Below are 21,009 nucleotides of genomic sequence, written 5' to 3' on the forward strand. Positions count from 1 at the left end.
ATAAAAGACTCATTCACGAGTATCAAAGACTCGTCCGCGAGTATAAAAGACTCATTCACGAGTATCAAAGACTCGTCCGCGAGTATAAAAGACTCATTCACGAGTATCAAAGACTCGTCCGCGAGTATAAAAGACTCGTCCACGAGTATAAAAGACTCATCGGCGAGTATAAAAGACTCGTCCACGAGTATAAAAGACTCATTCACGAGTATCAAAGACTCGTCCACGAGTATCAAAGACTCGCTCACGAGTATCAAAGACTCGTCCGCGAGTATCAAAGACTCGTCCGCGAGTATTAAAGACTCATTCACGAGTTATTAAAGGGTGCGTTACGCTTTCGCGCTAACACACCCTACGACTACGCGATCACTTTATAATTGCGATCGCAGATTCTTGGTTTTACACCCTAGTGAAGTGACACAATGGTCTATAATCCAGATAAATAAGCTTTATAACTCTTCAATCTTGTTGAGAATCAGCCGATTCGTGACAAAGCGGCTATTGTCTTTACTCAATAGTTTAACGATAAACTTAGGTATGAAAAAAAAAAGAATTCGGCTTGGAGTTGTTGTTTTACTTTTAACAGTCATAGGAACAATATTTCTAGGGGTATTAACTAAAAGCCCGTTTGAAGAAATGGGAACAGAAGTTAAAGCTGTACAACTGTTGTCGAAAAATAATACAGAATCAGAATTGAGAAAACAGGTTAAGAAACCTCTTACTGAAGATTTATATGTTCAGCTTGAGAATTCTTTGAAGTCTCAAAATTGGTTAGCAGCAAATACCCAAACATCCCAACTGATGCTCAATATTGCTAAAAAAGAAAAAGAACAATATTTAACTCCTGAGGATATTAATAGTTTTTCTTGTCGAAACCTGCAAAGACTAGACAGACTTTGGCTCGCCAATTCACATAACCGTTTTGGCTTTAGTGTGCAAAAGGAAATATGGATTAAACAGGGAAATCCACTCGATATAAAAGCAAACCCTGCGATAGTTGAGTCGCGAGAAAATGATTATAAAACCTATTTACGGTTCGCTAAGTCAGTTGGGTGGGCGTCGGTAAAAGACAATGAAACGACAAGAGGCGAGTACATTGGTATCGACGACTTAACTTCACGTATAAAAAATGATCCAAATCTGAGAGGGAGCTTACCAGTTTTAGACTCAGATCGTATTGCGTATACATTTTGGAGAGGGTGGATACGTTGGACTTACGGTCTTATCTTGCGTTCGCGTGAGTGCGGCTTGTAAAGTCTACCCTATAAGCGTTTCCGAATTTTTAATTATTACAGCACTTTTTATACGACAGAATCTGCATTCTACAAATCCAACCACAAAAGCTCGACTACCTATGCTGCTCAAACTGCTCTGATCTGCCCCAAAGCAGTTTTTTGTTATTGTATTGTTAAAAGTGGATTCTTGCACAAGTACTAACATCAATTGAACCGCGTGTGGTCAGTTGATTCTCGTCAAACACTACCCTTTTCTTTGGGCAACCAAATCCCTTAAACATAGCTGTAGTTAGTAGACGCTATTTTATGCCCAAAATAAATATAGCGATCGCGCTTTCCCGTAAGAATAAGAATAGCATAATCAATTACGAAAGCAAGATGTTCCCAAATTTCAACGATTTGTGCAAACCCTTCGAGACAATCTCAATGCAGTTTAAGTTTATCGGATTGCACAAACAAATATTGATGTTTATATTGTTGGAGAAACTCCAGATGGTGGTTTAGCTGGAGTTGCAACAAAGCTGGTCGAAACTTAGTAGCTCTTGCAGAATTTTATCTTTTCTAAATCAATTTAAATTGCAGCCTGTTCATATCAATACTCATCCCAATTCTCTTGATGGAGAGACAGTTTCGTTAGTTTGAGAAGATGGTTTATTGAAGAAGAAATTCCAGATTCTTTGAATAGCTATTATTAGAAAACCAATCACAATCACTCCTGCTACCACTGGTAAAGCTAGCGCCAACACAGACAATGCGATTGCCATAACCAACTCAATGGTTGACACAACAGGATTGGTTAATCCACCTGAAACGCCTGTAGAACTTATCCGCAATGTATTCATTAATCCCTTAGTTAATCCTGCGGTTCCACCACCTGCAATTAAAGCTAACGTCCATTGCACCAGTGGATTCATCTCTGGAGCAACAGAAGCTGTTACGATTGTTCCGGCGATAAATGCCGCAGGAGTGGCAACAATATCCAGCAGATGATCCAACCAAGGAATGTAATAACCGGTAATTTCTAGCAAACAAGCGACTGCAAATACAATTACAGCTTGAGGTGTTTCCAGCCAATCAAAGTTAGTCGGCAAATCTAAATGTCCAAAAACTGAAGTCACACTCAATGCTAGCAGTGGTACAAATACTCGAAAGCCAGCCGCCGCGCTCAAACTAATCCCCAGTAATAATTCAATAAATGTATTTAGATTGAACAAAGAATTTAAATCCATAGTAGGACTCAAGTTATACTCCTGATGTTTTTTCCATCTTTGAGCTGAACGGAGTAACAACTCTAAGCTGTAATCCTAAGATAAGAAACTTGGCGAAAGTATTTCATCTGACTATGTGTAGAATTCAGTGAAACCCCACCTATGTCAATACTGCGTAGGTTTTGCCTAAAAAATAACTCCAATGTAGGTTGCGTTGAAGATTGTGAGCCTGCGACCTGTAGAGTGATATCATATCCGCATAATTAGTTAACCACAGTCATTACACCCCAACCCCTCCCCGATGGTGTCGAATTACCCCCCTTAATCCCCCCTTGGAAAGGGGGGAAACAAGAAATCCAGTTCCCTCCCCTTTATAAGGCTACGGTGTACACACAAGTCGAATTACCCCCCTTAGAAAGAGGGGAAATAAGAAATCCAGTTCCCTCCCCTTTATAAGGGGAGGGTTAGGGTGGGGTAAAACCTTGGTTAATCAGCTATTTCAGACTTGTGTGTAAACCGTAGGCTTGCGGGGAGGGGAGAGAAAGCACAACTTTGGCGAGGTGGGGTTCTACGAGTTTAATAAGCAATCAAGCGGACATAATATAAGGGCGCTTTTGTATAATTCTACCGTCGTCAACCTTGATAAATCAGGTCAAAATGAGCGAATGGTGAGTTTCAGCAAAACTGAATTTATTAAATAGTGCCCAAAATATCACAATTTGGGAAAATAATAAAGTAAGTACAGTATCACAAGACTCACTTGATTTGCTCATTTATTCTAGGAAAATATGACTCATCCTTTCCTTGAACGCCTGCGTAGTCCAGATAGCCCAGTCCTCGTCTTCGACGGGGCGATGGGAACCAACCTCCAAACCCAAAACCTCACTGCTGAAGACTTCGGCGGCCCACAGTATGAAGGTTGTAACGAATACTTAGTCCACACGAAACCCGAAGCTGTCGCTAAGGTTCACCGCGACTTTCTCGCCGCTGGTGCTGATGTGATTGAAACCGATACCTTTGGCAGTACCTCCCTGGTGCTGGCAGAATATGACTTGGCAGACCAAGCCTATTACCTCAGCAAGACAGCCGCAGAATTGGCGAAGCGTGTGGCTGCGGAATTTTCCACGCCAGAAAAACCCCGGTTTGTGGCTGGTTCCATCGGCCCCACAACGAAACTCCCTACCTTGGGACATATTGACTTTGACACCATGAAAGCTACCTTTGCGGAACAAGCAGAGGCGCTGTGGGATGGTGGTGTCGATTTATTTCTGGTAGAGACTTGTCAAGATGTGCTGCAAATTAAAGCGGCGCTGAATGGAATTGAAGAAGTGTTTGCCAAAAAAGGCGATCGCCGTCCGTTGATGGTGTCTGTGACAATGGAAAGCATGGGCACAATGTTGGTTGGTTCCGAAATCAGTGCTGTGCTGACAATTCTGGAACATTACCCAATTGATATTCTCGGTCTAAACTGTGCCACGGGCCCAGACTTGATGAAACCACATATCAAGTATCTGGCAGAACATTCACCTTTCATCGTTTCCTGTATTCCCAACGCGGGTTTACCTGAGAACGTGGGCGGTCAAGCGCACTACCGCCTGACACCGTTGGAATTACGGATGTCGCTGATGCATTTTGTTGAAGATTTGGGTGTCCAAGTGATTGGGGGTTGCTGTGGGACGCGTCCAGAACACATTCAACAATTGGCAGAACTTGCTAAAGGTCTGAAGCCCAAAGTTAGACATCCTAGCTTAGAACCAGCAGCAGCATCAATTTACACCACTCAGCCCTACGACCAAGATAATTCCTTCTTGATTGTCGGCGAACGTCTTAACGCCAGTGGTTCCAAGAAGTGCCGCGATTTGCTAAATGCCGAAGATTGGGATGGACTCGTTTCAATGGCGAGGGCGCAGGTAAAAGAAGGCGCACATATCCTCGATGTCAACGTCGATTATGTGGGACGCGACGGTGTGCGGGATATGCACGAATTAGTTTCGCGCATTGTTAATAATGTGACATTGCCTTTAATGCTTGACTCCACCGAATGGGAAAAGATGGAGGCGGGTTTAAAGGTTGCCGGTGGTAAGTGTTTGCTGAACTCTACCAACTATGAAGACGGGGAACCACGCTTTTTAAAGGTGCTGGAGTTAGCGAATAAATACGGTGCTGGTGTAGTCATTGGTACTATTGATGAAGATGGCATGGCGCGGACAGCAGACAAAAAGTTTGCGATCGCCCAACGTGCATACCGTCAAGCTGTAGAATTTGGTATACCACCCACAGAAATATTCTTTGATACCCTCGCGTTACCAATTTCCACCGGGATTGAAGAAGACCGAGAAAACGGTAAAGCCACAATTGAATCTATCCGGCGCATTCGTGAAGGATTGCCTGGATGTCATGTGATTTTGGGTGTTTCCAATATTTCTTTCGGTTTGAATCCAGCCTCACGGATGGTGCTGAACTCGGTGTTTTTGCACGAAGCGACGACGGCGGGAATGGATGCAGCCATTGTCAGTGCTAACAAAATTTTACCGCTCTCGAAGATTGAGTCACGCCATCAAGAAATCTGTCGGCAGTTGATTTATGACGAACGGAAGTTTGAGGGTAATGTTTGCGTTTACGATCCTTTGGGAGAGCTTACCACAGCGTTTGCTGGGGTGACAACAAAACGCGATCGCTCCTTAGATGAAAGTCTTCCCATCCCAGAACGTCTCAAACGCCATATCATCGACGGCGAACGCATAGGCTTAGAAGAACATCTGACAAAAGCCTTAGAAGAACATCCCCCCTTAGAAATTATCAACACCTTCTTGCTAGATGGCATGAAAGTTGTCGGGGAATTATTCGGTTCTGGACAAATGCAACTACCCTTCGTCTTGCAATCTGCGGAAACCATGAAGGCGGCGGTAGCCTATCTAGAACCGTTCATGGAAAAATCAGAATCAGGCAACAATGGTAAGGGAACCTTTATCATTGCCACAGTCAAAGGCGATGTCCACGACATTGGTAAAAACTTGGTAGATATCATCTTGTCCAACAACGGCTATAAGGTGATTAACCTGGGAATTAAGCAGCCGGTGGAAAACATCATCAACGCTTACGAACAGCATAAAGCTGATTGTATTGCCATGAGTGGTTTGCTGGTAAAATCCACCGCTTTCATGAAAGAGAACTTAGAGATATTCAATGAAAAGGGAATTAGTGTCCCCGTAATATTAGGTGGTGCGGCGTTGACTCCCAAGTTTGTCTATGAAGATTGCCAAAAAACCTATAAAGGTAAAGTTGTTTATGGCAAAGATGCCTTTTCTGACTTGCACTTCATGGATAAATTAATGCCAGCAAAAGCTGCTGATAACTGGCAAGATTTGCAGGGATTTTTGAACGAAGTCGAAACGGCTGAAGTTTCGACAAATGGTCACAAAGAACCAAAAGCTACAACTGCTGAAGAAACATCTGCTGAACCAAAAGAAGTAGATACAAGACGTTCTGATGCTGTGGCGATAGATATTGAACGTCCAACGCCGCCTTTCTGGGGAACGAAGTTATTGCAGCCTAGTGATATTCCCATCGAGGAAATATTCTGGCACTTAGATTTACAAGCTTTGATTGCTGGACAGTGGCAATTCCGCAAACCGAAGGAACAATCTAAGGAAGAATATCAGGCTTTCTTAGCTGAGAAAGTGTACCCAGTTTTAGAAACTTGGAAACAGCGAATTATCGAAGAGAATCTGTTGCATCCCCAAGTGATTTATGGGTATTTCCCTTGTCAAGCCGAGGGGAATTCTCTACATATATATAACTCAGAGAACCAATCACAACAGGTTGCAACTTTCGAGTTTCCTAGACAGAAGTCTTTAAGACGGCTGTGCATAGCAGATTTCTTTGCACCGAAGGAGTCGGGAATTATTGATGTCTTCCCAATGCAGGCGGTGACTGTAGGGAAAATTGCCACAGAGTTCGCCCAAAAGCTGTTTGCTGCCAATCAATACACCGATTACCTGTATTTCCACGGTATGGCGGTGCAGGTAGCGGAAGCTATAGCTGAATGGACACACGCCAGAATTCGCCGGGAGTTAGGTTTTGCTGCTGAGGAACCCGACAATATTCGGGATATATTAGCACAACGCTATCGTGGCTCACGGTATAGTTTTGGGTATCCGGCTTGTCCAAATATTCAGGATCAATACAAACAACTGGAGTTATTGCAGACTGACAGGATTAACTTGTATATGGATGAAAGCGAACAACTTTATCCAGAACAGTCTACCACTGCGATTATTACCTATCACCCATTAGCAAAATACTTTAGCGCGTAGAATCCTACTCGTTAACCCAATACGCTTGGTGTTAGTGATATTTTGCCCTGGAAAATCCCCCTTCAAAGCCTCTCTCCTTCTAGGCTAAGGTGTACACACAAGTCCTTCTCACCCCCTCTAACTCCCCCTTAGTAAGGGGGAGAACCGGATATTTCCCCCCAAAGTATCGGGGGGATTAAGGGGGGTAAATCCAAGGTTTGGGCTTCATTACCAAGATGTGTGTACACCGTAGCCTTCTAGGAGATGTATTGTATACAAACGAAACAAGGTACTGTTACTTTCATGATTTTTCCGGGAATCCTGTAGTTGTATACCCAGCAAATTTGTTAATCTCTCAGCTTAGGTAGGCTTATTTATGCAACTCATCAGCTCGTTAGATATTAGAAATTCGGAATATTTATCAAAAAATCGCCTCATCAGTTACCATCACCAGTTGCGTCTAATTTTTTCACTGGGTAATCAGGTAAAAAACGTTCTAGAAATTGGGATTTTTAATTCTCTGTTAACAGACCTTTTGAAGAACAATGGATATAACGTCTCCACCGCTGATGTTGACCCCAGCCTCAAACCAGAAATAATTTTGGATTTGACTACAGATTTTTCATTACCAAAAGATAAATTTGATGCGATTGTTCTGTTTCAAGTGCTGGAACACTTCCCCTACCCTGAGTCAGAAGAAGCATTGAGAAAACTTGCTATTGCAACTAAGAAATTTTTGGTGATTTCGATTCCCTATTGCACTCAATACCTCTCGTTTCAGGTGAAAACCTCTTTCTCAGGTAGACCAAGGCATTTACTATTCAATGTCCCAAAATTCTGGAGTACAACGCCAGTTTGTGACGAACACTACTGGGAAATGGGTTTGAAAGGTTATCCGAAAGCGCGGATTTTAAACTCTGTTGCCAAAGCTGGGTTAACTGTTAAGCAAGAATTTATCGATCCCACTTATCCATACCACTATTTTTTGGTGTTGGAGAAGAATTCTAGTAATACTTAAACAGCAATCTGTGAAGAGTGGGGAGTCGGGAGTAGGGGAATCCGAATCAGAAAATGGCGGCAAACAATGCTCAAAAAACGAGCGATCGCTTAAGTTATGCTTTTAAAATCCTAATTGGTATCATACCCTTCTATGTTCTCCAGGTTTATCCTGGAAAACAGATGGCTAGGTTATATTACCTACTATCATCATTTCAGATACTAACATCGAAAACTACCAATTATGCTAGAACAAGGCACTATCAGTATTCATACTGAGAATATTTTCCCGATCATTAAGAAGTCGCTCTACTCAGATCACCAAATCTTCTTGCGGGAACTGGTATCCAACGCTGTAGACGCCATCCAAAAGCTGAAAATGGTATCCCGCGCCGGAGATTATGCTGGAGACATCGACGAACCAGAAATTGAAATTGCGATTGACAAAGATCAGAAAACTCTATCCATCTCCGATAACGGTATCGGGATGAGCGCAGATGAAGTTAAGAAATATATCAATCAGGTTGCCTTCTCTAGTGCTGAAGAATTTATTCATAAGTATGAAGGCAAATCAGATCAACCGATAATCGGCCACTTCGGTCTTGGTTTCTACTCTTCCTTCATGGTGGCGCAAAAGGTAGAAATTGATACACTATCCTACCAAGAAGGGGCGCAGGCAGTTCACTGGTCTTGTGATGGTTCCCCAGCATTCACCCTAGAAGACTCTTCCCGAACAACTCGCGGTACTACTATTACTCTCAGCCTACAAGGAGAAGAAGAGGAGTTTCTCGAATTAGCACGGATTAAGAATCTTGTCAAGACCTACTGCGACTTCTTGCCAGTCCCAATTAAACTCGATGGTGAAGTAGTAAATAAGCAAAAAGCACCGTGGCGAGAGTCTCCAAGTAATCTGACTCAAGAAGATTATTTAGAGTTTTACCGCTATCTGTATCCTTTTCAGGAAGAACCTTTGTTATGGGTACATCTAAATACTGACTATCCCTTTATCATCAACGGGATTCTGTATTTCCCGAAAATGAAACCGGATGTAGATGTTACGAAAGGACAGATCAAGCTATTTTGCAATCAAGTTTTTGTTAGCGACAACTGCGAAGAAATTATCCCGCAATTTCTGATGCCGATGCGGGGTGTGATTGATAGCACCGATATTCCCCTAAACGTATCGCGTAGTGCTTTGCAAGGCGATCGCACCGTGCGGAGAATTGGTGATTACATTGCCAAAAAAGTAGGCGATCGCCTCAAAGAACTTTTCCGCGATAATCGTGAACAATACATTAGCGCCTGGAAAGACCTCGGTACTTTTGTGAAATTCGGCGTTCTCAACGACGAGAAATTCAAAAAACAAATTGAAGATATCATCGTCTTCCGCACCACCGCCAAGCTGACAGAAAAAGTTGCTGCTGAAACTCCAGTGGTTGAAGTCCAGTCTTCAGACGGGGATGCTTGGCAAGATGTCACTCCTTCACCCAGTTCTGAGAACTCAGCACCCAGCGCTCCATATACTACGCTGAAAGAGTATCTAGAACGTAACAAAGAACGCAACGAAAACCGGGTTTTCTACAGCACCGATGGAGCAACCCAAGCTACATACATAGAACTGCACAAAAATCAAGGCTTGGAAGTCCTGTTTATGGACTCCTTCATTGACACCCACTTTATCAACTTCCTAGAACGGGAATATCAGGATGTCAAATTTACGCGGGTAGACTCAGATTTAGATAATACCCTGCTAGAACAAGACAAAGCTACGGAAATTGTTGATCCTAAGACGAACAAAACTCGGAGTGAGACGATCAAAGAGTTATTTGAGAAATCCCTCAACAAACCCAAACTCAACATCCGTACCGAAGCTTTGAAATCAGACGATCCTCAAGGAACACCACCTGCGATCGTGCTTTTACCAGAGATTCTCCGCCGCCTGCGCGAAATGAACGCCATGATGCAGCAGCAGTCAGCAGAGTTTCCCGAAGACCACATTTTACTAGTGAATACTGCTCACCCGCTGATTCAAAATCTGGCAAATATTAACCAAGGGAGTATCATTCAAGGTGATGGTCAATCGCCTACAGATCAATTAGTCAACTTGATTTGCCAACACGTCTACGATTTAGCCCTCATGTCTCAGAAAGGATTTGACGCTGAGGGAATGAAATCTTTCGTCGAGCGATCAAATGAGGTACTCACCAAGCTGACGGAACAAGCAAGTAAATAGTGTTGAGTGGGGCATTGGGCATGGGGAATTGTTTAATAGTTATTCTTCCCCTGCTCCCTTGCTCCCCCTCACTCCCCACTCCTTTCTCCACTTCTGTTGCCTAAGACCTAAAATGGAAAGGCTGTATTAAAATAACAATCTGGAGATACTTGCTATGTCCCGTCGCTGTGAACTAACTGGTAAAAAGGCAAATAACGCTTTTTCTGTTTCCCACTCTCACCGCCGTACTAAACGCCTTCAGCACGCTAATCTGCAAAACAAACGTGTTTGGTGGGAAGGCGGAAATCGCTGGGTGAAATTAAAGCTGTCTACCAAAGCAATCAAAACCTTACAAATTAATGGGTTAGAAGCAATGGCAAAAGAAGCTGGCATTAACCTAAATCATTACTAAGTAATGTGGATTTCATAACCCGAAACTTTTGTAGGTTGGAATATAGGTGATTCGTAGGGGCGCACAGCTAGCTGTGCGCCCCTAATGTTTATTCGCCAAGATTTTCGATTTAGATTGCGATAATTTCTACTGGCTTAAGAACGCCGTACATTCAAGCAACACCATTCTTTGCGTTTCCACAGGGTAGCGACAACCCAACCATTTTCTTCTAAAGCGTCAGCAACAGCTTTAGATTGTTCCAGTAAAATTCCACTGAAGATTGCCCAAGTTTCAGGTTTAGCGATCGCACTCATTTCTGGAATCAATTCAATAATCACATGAGCCAAAATATTGCAGACAATACCATCCACTGGGCTTTCAATTACTTTTGTCAAAACGTCTACACTTCCCTGTGCAGGTAGTAAACGTTCTGGGCTAATATCATTCAGGGCAGCATTGCTGATGGTTGATTGCACCGCCAAAGGGTCAGTATCCACTGCATAGACTTTCTCGGCTCCCAATAGCAGCGCCCCAATGGAAAGGATACCAGAACCACAACCAATATCCGCAATTACCAGATGCTCATGTTTGCCACTATTACCCACAAAGGACTGAGGAACTCCACTTAGCCGCATTTCCAGGGATTCCAAACATAGCTGAGTAGTGGCATGGTTGCCCGTACCAAATGCTACACCAGGGTCAAGGCGAATAACTAACCGTTCGGTTGTTTCTGGTAATGGTAGCCAAGCGGGGTTAATTAGGAAGCGATCGCCTATTTCTTGTGGATGCCAATATTGTTTCCAGCTAGTCGCCCAATCTTCCTCATCAATTAACTGCCATTGCAAGGAAGGAGATGAAATTCCTACACAGAGGGCATCTTGACGCAGCCATAGCGACAGTGCTGCCAAATCTAGTAGCTGCGTTTGAATTGTCGGCAGATAAGCCTTGACTAAAGATGAATTTCCTTTATTTTCACTAGCTGTACCACGACAGCCAAAATCTTCCAGTCGCCAAAAGATCGAGTCTTCTAAGTCTGGCTCACATAAAATATTTAGTTCCCACCAAGTGTTTGCCATTTTTGAGTGCTGAGTCGTGAGTGCTGTTAGCGGATAGCTAAGGTTTAGCCCGTGCTGAGTTTGAGGGAGTTAGGAGTTAGAAGTTAGAAGTTAGAGTTAGGAGTTTTGCTTTTTAACTTTTAACTCCTCACTACTCACTCCTAACTTTTTCACTCAGCACTCGTTACTCAGCACTCAGCACTCATAGTGTTACTGTATACGCGTCCCGAATACCAGGGACTTTTATAATCTCATTCAAAATGCCCTCTGGTAAAGGGTCATCTATACTCAGAGCCATTACTGCATCACCACGGACGATTTTACGACCTACTTGCATACTGGCAATATTCACATTAAAACTGCCGAGTAGAGAACCGAGTTTGCCGATAATCCCTGGCATATCGCGGTGTAGGGTAAACAACATATATTTGCTGGGTGGGACGTTAATCGGGAAACCGTCAACATCAGTTAAATGGATTTCCCGTTCACCCAACAAAGCGCCTGTGACAGAGTGAGTACCTAAAGTGCCGGTGGCTTCTAGATGAAGCGTTCCGGCATAGTCTCGAATGGAAGCATCGCGGGTTTCAATCACCCGAATTCCGCGTTCTTTGGCTTCTATACTGGCATTTACGTAATTTACTCGTTCCCGCAAAGCTTGGTAAAGTAAACCTTTCAGGGCAGCTACTACCAAAGGCTGACTTTTGTTGGTCGCAAGTTCCCCTTGTAGTCGAATATTGAGTACTTCCACCCGTCCGCCAGCTAGCTGTCCCACTAGATTACCTAGAGTTTCTGCTAGTTGCATGTAGGGTTTGAGTTCTTCTAATACATCGGGGCCGAGTCCGGGAATGTTGACGGCTGAACGCGCTGGTAGTCCTAAAAGTACATCGCGAATTTGTTCGGCAACATCAATAGCCACATTCACTTGAGCTTCTGCGGTAGAGGCTCCCAAGTGGGGAGTGAGGATGATTTCTTTACCTAGCGATCGCAACTCAGATTCACCCAGTGGTTCTGACTCGAACACATCCAAGGCTGCACCGCCTATTTTACCCGCTTTCAGAGCTGCTGCTAAAGCTACCTCATCAATGATCCCACCACGAGCGCAGTTGATAATCCGGGCTGTAGGTTTCATCTTTGCCAGGGTTGTGGCATTGATTAAATGGGTAGTTTCTGGGGTTTTCGGGATGTGTAGGGTGATATAATCTGCTTGCTGGAAGAGTAAATCTAGCTCCACCAACTGACAGCCAATTTGTTCGGCTCGTTCTGTAGAAATAAAAGGGTCATAAGCTAGGAGTTTCATCCCCATTGTTCTAGCTACAGAGGCAACATGGGAGCCAATTTTACCCAAACCGACAACACCGAGAGTTTTTTTGTAGACTTCCGCACCAACAAAACTATTGCGATCCCACGCCCCGCGTTTCACCGAAGCGTTAGCATCGGGGATGTGGCGGGACAAAGCCAAAATCATTGCTAGCGCGTGTTCGGCGGCGGCAATTGTATTTCCCTCTGGAGAATTGACTACCACAATTCCCCGGCGGGTGGCAGCGGGAACATCCACATTATCCACACCCACACCAGCACGACCGATGATTTTTAGTTGGGTGCCGGCTTCAATAATTTCTTGAGTGACGCGCGTACCAGAGCGAATCATCAGCGCGTCATACTCACCAATAATTGCGATCAGTTCCGCTGGTTTTAGACCTAGTTTGACATCAACGGTAGCAACTTGCGAAAGAATGTCAATTCCAGCTTGGTCAATCGAATCAGAGACAAGAACCTTAGACATGATTACTTCATTTAAAGCTACAGGTTTTGCTGCACAAGACTTTTTAGTTTAGTCTTTATCTGTCGCAATTCAGCAAAAATTATTCGTTTGAATATCAACTTAACCTTTACTTACACTACGTGCTGATGGTATCGAAGCGTGAATTGCTCCCGATGGGCACTGCCTCCTAAGTTTTTGAACATAAGTTAGCTGTTTGCACCACCCTGTCGCTAAATATAAAGCATGAATAGCACTAAGCACCGATATATTTATTAATAGTTAAGAGTTACCAAAATTTTATCGGCTGAAGCAACTTCCTTGGTGGGGTATAAACGCTTGTATGCTTGACTGGGCTGCAACTTTAGCTAAGGCAATGCTATACACAACCAGGAAACGAGCTAGTAACTAATATATCTGTCGAATCTTGTCTGTTTGTCAATACCACAAGTGGTATCCCTTAGTCAAAGCGAAACATTGGATTCTGAAGATAATCGGATTGTGACAATTATAATTTAGACATCAAATAAATTTTATTGTTCATAATTTCGGCAGATTTAAGATTCTTAAGTAGTTAAAAACTACCAATTAATGTCAGTAGAGTAATTAATATACAGTAGTAAACTAGTAATTTGTCAAGCTAATTTTGAGAGTTTGTAGTAAGCACTTTAGTGCTTAAAAAACTAGAACTAAAGTCCTGACTACGAACTCGTTCACGCCTCGTGATTAATGAGACAGACTACTAATGACATTGCAAGGGGAGAAATCGCTATAATTCTGTTGAGCCAAATAGAGCCAAATATCCTTTGAGTTTTGGGAAAACCAGCCATGTTAGAGTACAACTTGCCAAGGTACTTGCCCTCAGCCGAAGAACTACCAGACTCTGATGAAACGCCTGTGGATAATGAATTGCAAGAATTGATACCAGGCTTGTTAAAAGCGATCCTGCTGATACTTTGGTCAGAACGCATGGACTGGTTGTTTGCGATAGATATGGGTATTTATTATCACCCTGATAAACCGCCAATTGTGCCAGATGGGTTTTTAAGCTTAGGAGTAGAGCGGTTTTATGATGAGGAACTACGTCCCAGTTATGTGCTGTGGGATGAAAATGTTATACCGATTTTCGTCCTAGAAGTAGTTTCCCAAAATTATCGTCAGGAATACACTACTAAATTGGATGAATATGAGGCTTTAGGTGTACTTTATTACGTGATTTATTCCTCTCGCCGCCGCCGCAAACCGCATCTGGAAGTACATAAGTTAGTTAATGGTAAGTATGAATTGCAAGAGGGAAACCCCGTTTGGCTACCAGAAATTGGACTGGGAATTGGTTGCGAAAGGGGAAATTATTGTGGTGTAACGCGGGAATGGATGTATTGGTATGATGAGCAAGGACAACGGTATCTCACGCCCGCAGAACAAGTAAAACAAGAGACACTACGCGCTAAACAAGAAGCGCAACGCGCTGAAGTTGCAGAAAAACGGGTTCAACAGTTGGCGGAACAATTAAGAGCGCTCGGAATAGATCCAGATAATCTGGCTTAACTGAAATATTTCGCAATATTTTCATAAATGATTGTTAAAATTTTTACATTTCATCAATTAGATTACACACGCTTGATGCAATTGCGCCCATGTAACTTAGCAGCATATAGCGCTTGATCCACTACTTGCAATAACTTCATCAGTGGTTTTTCCATGATCTGGAAACATGTCCACTCCACCAGAAACTGTCGTATGTATTTGTTTACCTCCAGATTCCAACCGCGCAGCTTGAAACGATAACCGGATCTGTTCGGGTGCTGAAATGCTTTCTCTTGTGTCAGCCCAGGTAAAACCAATACAAACTCCTCACTACCGTATCTACACACAATGTTTTGAGAGTCACAAGTGACGAAGCATTTAATAGCTGATCTCAACCTTATGAGATAAGTTTGAGCAAATCATGATGTTCCAGTAATTTTCATAATCAGTTCAAAGCTGTCAAGTTGCAGCAGAGTTATGACTCCTGAATTCTTACAAAAACTATTGCTTTTTAGGAATAACATTCCTGATTCCACTTTTAGAGCCAACAGTATCACCTTTATAACGAGGTATGATATGAATACTGGCGTGCATAATATTTTGACCGGCGGCTCTATTAATGTTCATTCCTACATTAAAGCCATCAGGCTGAAATTCACTTTTGAGAATTTCTTGTACTTTGTTCACCATAAACCAGCAAGCAGATTGCTCTTTAAATGGTAGCTCAAAATAGCTGTTAACATGACGTTTGGGAATAATTAGAACATGCCCTTTACTTATTGGATAGCCATCAAAAATAGCATAAGCAGTTGCTGACTCAGTTAATAGTCTAAGAGTTTTATGGGGATTACAGAATATACAATAGTTAGATGAATTTCGCTGATGATTATAGTGAATATACTCATATACTTCCCGATATTCATCTATGCAAATTGAGGTAAAGGGAAGTTTGACAATACATTGATAGGTAGGTTTTTTGTGAACATAATGTTCTCTAAACCCTTCTTTTTTGATATCCCTTCTTACAGTATAATAAGCTTTGCCTCCTGGTTTTAATAAGTGTGATATTTCCATTAGGACATTAGTTTGCTCTTCGGTAAATAAAACATTTAAAACGTAAAAGCAAATTATTGTATCGAATTTAGTATCAGGATATTTTGGAAAATAATAAGGGTCATAGCCTGTAATATCACAACCTTTTTGGCGCAATATTTTAACATCATTACCAAAGCCACAACCAAAGTCTAGTATTTTGCCTTGGAGAAGGTTTTGATTTAATAAAAACTGTGCCGGAAATGATAGATAGCTTCTTTCGATCGCAGTAAGATGACTGAATTGATTTTTTTGCTGTTTCATGGAATTTTGGTGCTGATATTCCAAAATTATTATTCCCAGCATCCCTTTAGGTTATGCGATGTCTACGACGGGCTATTCGGCGTCGCATCAGGGTCAACACCTAGCTCACGTAACTTAGCTGCTAATATATCAGCACGTTGACGTTCCTGTTCAGCGCGTTGGCGTTCTTGTTCAGCACGTTGGTGTTCTTGTTCAGCACGTTGGTGTTCTTGTTGCGCTTGTTCACTGCTCCACAACAGCAAATTACCTTCTGTATCCCACCAGCGCAGCCAATTCATGGTTTGGCATAATCTTTCACCTTGCCAAATTCCAAGAAATAACTTTAACTCAGGAATCCAAAAGCGTCCATTAGCGTCTGCTTGCTGCAAAGTATATTGTCCATTTTGCAAGCACCGTAATTCTATACTTGGTTCGTAAGGGTCGTAGGTTACGTAGGTTGGAACTTGGAGAATCTTTTCGTAATAATAGAGTTTACCGTAGGGTGGAGTTGAACGGACTGATAGTTCTCCACCTTCTGTGTCTGAGAGAAATTCCATCACTACAGCCACAGCAGCGCCTTCTAAAGTTGGGGTGTAGCTACGACGAACTACATTTGTTCCCACAGACTGCACTTGAGGAACGTAAAACCAGTCTGGTGCTTTAACAACGATTTTTTTGTTGACTGTGGCTACAAGTCCAAAATTAGAGCCAATCAGCATTTGAGGTTGGATGCGTCCTGTGCTTCCCAAAGCATCGGTAAGCGCAGCAGCGATCGCAGGTTGTTGAATATTTTCCACTGGATCGTCTGGTAAAATGAAGTCGGCTGGAAGTGCTTCCCAAGTAACAGTTGGTTCTTTTTGGATGGGGTTAACTTGTAGAACCATAAAATTACTCCTAATCTCAATGCACAGTACATTAGTTATTTTTAACAAATCTTCAGCTAGCATCGCTTTTTAAGTTAAAAACCCAGAAATCTGGAAAGATTTCTCTGACTAGTGTATATACTCGTAGTCAAGCATTTAGCAGGCGTGAGTATGATAGTTGAGTGGTTCACTCTCTGGATAGGTCAAAAAGCGGTTGGATTTCTTGTCAAAACTATTATTAGCGAAGAATTTTTCAAAGATTTAGTCAAGGACTACGCTAAAGATTTTTTTAAACATATCTTTAATAATGCTGTAACCGGGCCCTTTAAGCAAGAACCGCTTCAGAAAGCTGTTGTCATGGCGCTGACAGAATTTTTGCAAGCGATGCAGCAACAGTTAAAGGTTCGTTGCAAACTTTCTGAAGCTGAAATTCAAAATTACGCTGAAGATATCAATAAATTTATCCGTGATAAGTCGGTTAAAGAAATTCTTGGTCAGGCTTTTGATATTAAATCTGATTCTCTAAATTTTAAAACACTGGCAGATAGTTGGAAAAGACTTCAACTCAAACCTTTACCACATAAATTTAACTGGCAAACAATTACGGAGCAGTATCTCATACAAGTTCAAGATATTCTTTCGGATTCAGAAGAGTTACGCTATATTCTGGAACTTCAAAAGTTATCCGCTATTGACAAGACTTTAAAAGAAAACGCTGATATTCCCAAAGATTTTAATTTATTACAATATTTAGAAACTATTCGTGAACGCTACGGCAATCTGAAGTTAGATAGTTTAGAAACTACAGCCCGCGAACATCCGGTAAACTTATGGCAAATGTTTATCCCGCAAAATGTGCGCCAAGTTTATCAGGTTTTGCCAGAACTGCCTAAAGAACATCTCCGCAGGCTACAAGAAAGTAACCAATTAGATGCGGAATTTGAAATAGAAAAACTTCAAGAAGAAACAGAACGTTATCAACGCACTTATTTTGAACAGCCAATCCGTTCAGTATTAGATGTTATCCGAGATAAGCAACGCAAAAATTATCTAGTTATTTTAGGCGATCCTGGTTCCGGGAAGTCTACATTGTTGCAATACCTAGCGTTGGATTGGGTAGAAAAAACTCTTGAGCAGAATGATTTTAATCTGCCAATTCCTTTGCTGATTGAATTACGCAATTATATGCGCGATCGCAATGCGGGTAGTTGTAATAATTTTCTCCAATTTTACCATAATAGTCCCAATTGTTTTTATCACCTCAATCAGCATAAATTGCATGAACAACTAAAGGCTGGTAACGCTTTAGTCATGTTTGATGGTTTGGATGAAATCTTTGAAATGGCGAAGCGGGAAGAAGTAATTACCTGTATTCATCGCTTCACTAATGAATATCCCGATGTCCAGGTAATTGTCACTTCTCGGATTATCGGCTATAAACAGCAACAATTCCGAGATGCAGAGTTTCGCCACTTCATGTTGCAAGATTTAGAACCAGCACAGATTCAAGATTTTATCGAACGTTGGCATGATAAAACTTTTACTCAAGCGGAAGAAAGAGATAAAAATATCAAACGAGAGCGTCTACAAAGAGTAATTAATGAATCAAAAGCAATTGCAGAACTAGCACAAAATCCTTTGCTGTTAACGATGATGGCAATTCTCAATCTCAGGCGAGAATTACCCAGAGATAGAAGTGAACTGTATAAAGATGCTTCCGAGGTACTGCTGCATAATTGGGACGACGGACGCAATTTAAAGCCTGATGAACGTCTGGACATTATTGATTATAAAGATAAACAGGCAATGTTGCGTCAAGTTGCTTATCTTATGCAAACCAGTGAAAAAGGTTTAGCTGGCAACATTATCTATGCGGATGATTTAGAAGCAATCTTTACTAAATATCTGCAAAGTATACCAGTGAGTGATGCCAGAGATAAAGCCAGACGGTTGATGAAACAACTGCGCGATCGCAATTTTATTTTATGTTTCTTGGGTGCAGATTACTATGCCTTTGTGCATCGGACATTTTTAGAATATTTCTGTGCTTGGGAGTTTGTCTGGCAGTTTGAGAAGGAACGCAGTATTACAATTGAGTTTCTCAAAACTGAAGTTTTTGGCAAACACTGGCAAGATGAAACTTGGCATGAGGTATTGCGGCTAATTGCGGGAATGATTGATGCGAAATTTGTTGGTGAAATTCTTGATTACTTAATGGTGCAAGATGGGGAAAAGGAAAAATTTATCAACCTGTTTTTAGCGGCTAACTGTCTTGCAGAAGTGAGAAATCGCTCGGTAATTGCGTCAGTGGTTAATAAATTGCTTGACAAACTCAAAGACTTAACTAAATATGACCTATGGTACTATTACTCTTTCTTTGATGAAGAAACTAAGCTAGTTCAGGAAGTTCGCACTCAAGCGGTTGCAACAATCGCCGCAATTTGGAAAGATAACAACGATACTTTACAGTGGCTCAAAGACCGCGCCACTGCTGATAATGAAAGGAATGTGCGACGTGCAGCTATCCAAGCATTAGCCAATAATTTCAAAGAAGACCCGGACACCCGCTCGTTTATCAAAGACCGCGCCAATGCTGATAATGAAGGGGATGTGCGAGGTGCAGCCATCAAAGCATTAGCCAGCAATTTCAAAGATGACCCGGACACCCGCTCGTTTCTCAAAGACCGCGCCACTGCTGATAATGATGAGTATAAGCAAAGTGCAGCCATCCGAGCATTAGCCAGCAATTTCAAAGAAGACCCGGACACCCGCTCGTTTCTCAAAGACCGCGCCACTGCTGATAATAATGGGAATATGCGAGGTGCAGCCATCCTAGCATTAGCCAGCAATTTCAAAGATGACCCGGACACCCGCTCGTTTATCAAAGACCGCGCCACTGCTGATAATCATGGGTATGGGCGATTTGCAGCCATCCGAGCATTAGCCAGCAATTTCAAAGATGACCCGGACACCCGCTCGATTCTCAAAGACCGCGCCACTGCTGATAATTATGAGCATGTGCGACGTGCAGCCATCGAAGAATTAGCCAGCAATTTCAAAGATGACCCGGACACCCGCTCGTTTCTCAAAGACCGCGCCACTGCTGATAATCATAAGTATGTGCGAGGTGCAGCCATCGAAGCATTAGCCAGCAATTTCAAAGATGACCCGGACACCTGCTCGTTTCTCAAAGACCGTGCCACTGCTGATAATCATAAGTATGTGCGAGGTGCAGCCATCGAAGCATTAGCCAGCAATTTCAAAGATGACCCGAACACCTGCTCGTTTCTCAAAGACCGCGCCACTGCTGATAATGATGAGCATGTGCGACGTGCAGCCATCCGAGCATTAGCCAGCAATTTCAAAGATGACCCGAACACCTGCTCGTTTCTCAAAGACCGCGCCACTGCTGATAATCATGAGTATGGGCGATTTGCAGCCATCCAAGCATTAGCCAGCAATTTCAAAGATGACCTGGACACCCGCTCGTTTTTCAAAGACCGCGCCACTGCTGATAATGATGAGCATGTGCGAGGTGCAGCCATCCAAGCATTAGCCAAACACTTCAGAAATCAGCTTGAGTTGTTTGAAATTTACTACAACTGCGCTATCAATGAACCCTTTGAGCATAAGCAAGACTATGAAACCAACCCTCGGCGCATTGCACTGGAGATAATTATCAAGCAATTTACTCAGCATCCCCAGACTTTACCACTGTTGCACGACAAAGCAGAGAATGACCCAGATGAGCAAGTGCGAAAGTTTGCTCAACAGAAGTTGGCAGAATTAGAGAAGTAAAAGAGTTTCAAAAATATGAACAACACAGAAGTTCGTCAACAAATCAACCAATATTATGAAATATACAATCGTTATTCAGTGGTCTGATGAAGATGAGTGTTTTGTTGTGAGTCTTCCTGAATGGGGAGAGTGTTGTCATACTCACGGAGATACTTACGAAGAAGCTTTCAAAAATGCTCAAGAAGTTTTAGAAATGCTGATTGAATCATCTTTAGCAGATGGTCAACCTCTACCAGAGCCAAAAACACTAGAAAAGTTCTTAAAATAATTCGTAATTTATCAAATTAGAGAAGCATACGGCGATGCCTTCACGATAGGCATCGCGGATTTTAGAT

Annotated in this window: 15 protein-coding genes and 1 pseudogene; 10 read left to right on the forward strand and 6 right to left on the reverse strand. The window is 42.4% G+C overall.

The features are described from left to right. The 3 genes and pseudogenes from V7L12_RS25020 to V7L12_RS33350 all read left to right on the forward strand — a co-directional run. A pseudogene (locus tag V7L12_RS25020) lies at nt 1-299 on the forward strand (hypothetical protein); the annotation flags it as partial. A gap of 187 nt (nt 300-486) precedes the next feature. After that, nucleotides 487-1,254: a GUN4 domain-containing protein gene (locus V7L12_RS25025; protein ID WP_335088463.1), complete on the forward strand. Its 768-nt coding sequence runs from the start codon at nt 487-489 to the stop codon at nt 1,252-1,254. A 427-nt stretch (nt 1,255-1,681) separates the two neighbouring features. Next, nucleotides 1,682-1,771, forward strand: coding sequence for a nuclease A inhibitor family protein (locus V7L12_RS33350; RefSeq protein WP_292870531.1), 90 nt, complete (start codon nt 1,682-1,684; stop codon nt 1,769-1,771). 63 nt (nt 1,772-1,834) lie between these two features. Here the strand turns inward: V7L12_RS33350 and V7L12_RS25030 are convergent, their stop codons facing one another. Then, complete coding sequence (locus tag V7L12_RS25030) at nt 1,835-2,464, reverse strand: DUF4126 domain-containing protein (protein ID WP_335088465.1); 630 nt, start codon at nt 2,462-2,464, stop codon at nt 1,835-1,837. 767 nt (nt 2,465-3,231) lie between these two features. Here V7L12_RS25030 and metH point away from each other — a divergent pair. The 4 genes from metH (at nt 3,232) to rpmB (ending at nt 10,358) form a co-directional block, all read left to right on the forward strand. Further along, the gene (gene metH, locus V7L12_RS25035; protein ID WP_335088467.1) at nt 3,232-6,759 is read left to right on the forward strand and encodes a methionine synthase; all 3,528 of its coding nucleotides are present in this window, start codon (nt 3,232-3,234) and stop codon (nt 6,757-6,759) included. 355 nt (nt 6,760-7,114) lie between these two features. Further along, nucleotides 7,115-7,756: a class I SAM-dependent methyltransferase gene (locus V7L12_RS25040; protein ID WP_335088469.1), complete on the forward strand. Its 642-nt coding sequence runs from the start codon at nt 7,115-7,117 to the stop codon at nt 7,754-7,756. Nucleotides 7,757-7,978: 222 nt separating this feature from the next. Further along, on the forward strand, nt 7,979-9,967 hold the full coding sequence (gene htpG / locus V7L12_RS25045) for a molecular chaperone HtpG (RefSeq protein ID WP_335088471.1): 1,989 nt from the start codon (nt 7,979-7,981) through the stop codon (nt 9,965-9,967). Nucleotides 9,968-10,121: 154 nt separating this feature from the next. Further along, a complete protein-coding gene (gene rpmB, locus V7L12_RS25050; RefSeq protein WP_292870003.1) occupies nt 10,122-10,358 on the forward strand; it encodes a 50S ribosomal protein L28 in 237 nt (78 codons plus the stop codon). 134 nt (nt 10,359-10,492) lie between these two features. Here rpmB and prmA read toward each other — a convergent pair whose 3' ends face one another. Together prmA and serA are read right to left on the reverse strand one after the other, a co-directional pair. Then, nucleotides 10,493-11,413, reverse strand: coding sequence for a 50S ribosomal protein L11 methyltransferase (gene prmA, locus V7L12_RS25055; RefSeq protein WP_335088473.1), 921 nt, complete (start codon nt 11,411-11,413; stop codon nt 10,493-10,495). 181 nt (nt 11,414-11,594) lie between these two features. Beyond that, nucleotides 11,595-13,175 (reverse strand): phosphoglycerate dehydrogenase, encoded by a 1,581-nt coding sequence (gene serA / locus V7L12_RS25060; protein ID WP_335088475.1) that lies wholly within the window; start codon nt 13,173-13,175, stop codon nt 11,595-11,597. Nucleotides 13,176-13,979: 804 nt separating this feature from the next. On the opposite strand from serA, the gene V7L12_RS25065 reads away from it, so the two are divergent. After that, the gene (locus V7L12_RS25065; RefSeq protein WP_335088477.1) at nt 13,980-14,699 is read left to right on the forward strand and encodes a Uma2 family endonuclease; all 720 of its coding nucleotides are present in this window, start codon (nt 13,980-13,982) and stop codon (nt 14,697-14,699) included. Nucleotides 14,700-14,761: 62 nt separating this feature from the next. Here the strand turns inward: V7L12_RS25065 and V7L12_RS33355 are convergent, their stop codons facing one another. From V7L12_RS33355 to V7L12_RS25075, 3 genes are all read right to left on the reverse strand, one after another. Further along, nucleotides 14,762-15,073: a GGDEF domain-containing protein gene (locus tag V7L12_RS33355; protein WP_442947919.1), complete on the reverse strand. Its 312-nt coding sequence runs from the start codon at nt 15,071-15,073 to the stop codon at nt 14,762-14,764. 106 nt (nt 15,074-15,179) lie between these two features. Continuing rightward, complete coding sequence (locus V7L12_RS25070; protein WP_335088479.1) at nt 15,180-16,034, reverse strand: HIT family protein; 855 nt, start codon at nt 16,032-16,034, stop codon at nt 15,180-15,182. Nucleotides 16,035-16,096: 62 nt separating this feature from the next. Then, nucleotides 16,097-16,897, reverse strand: coding sequence for a Uma2 family endonuclease (locus V7L12_RS25075; protein ID WP_335088481.1), 801 nt, complete (start codon nt 16,895-16,897; stop codon nt 16,097-16,099). A 150-nt stretch (nt 16,898-17,047) separates the two neighbouring features. Between V7L12_RS25075 and V7L12_RS25080 the strand changes: the two genes are divergently transcribed. Both V7L12_RS25080 and V7L12_RS25085 read left to right on the forward strand, forming a co-directional pair. Next, nucleotides 17,048-20,674 (forward strand): HEAT repeat domain-containing protein, encoded by a 3,627-nt coding sequence (locus V7L12_RS25080; protein WP_335088483.1) that lies wholly within the window; start codon nt 17,048-17,050, stop codon nt 20,672-20,674. A gap of 55 nt (nt 20,675-20,729) precedes the next feature. Beyond that, nucleotides 20,730-20,942, forward strand: coding sequence for a type II toxin-antitoxin system HicB family antitoxin (locus tag V7L12_RS25085; RefSeq protein ID WP_335088485.1), 213 nt, complete (start codon nt 20,730-20,732; stop codon nt 20,940-20,942). Nucleotides 20,943-21,009: the final 67 nt, after the last annotated feature.

Source organism: Nostoc sp., from assembly GCF_036918245.1.
GTDB lineage: Bacteria > Cyanobacteriota > Cyanobacteriia > Cyanobacteriales > Nostocaceae > Nostoc.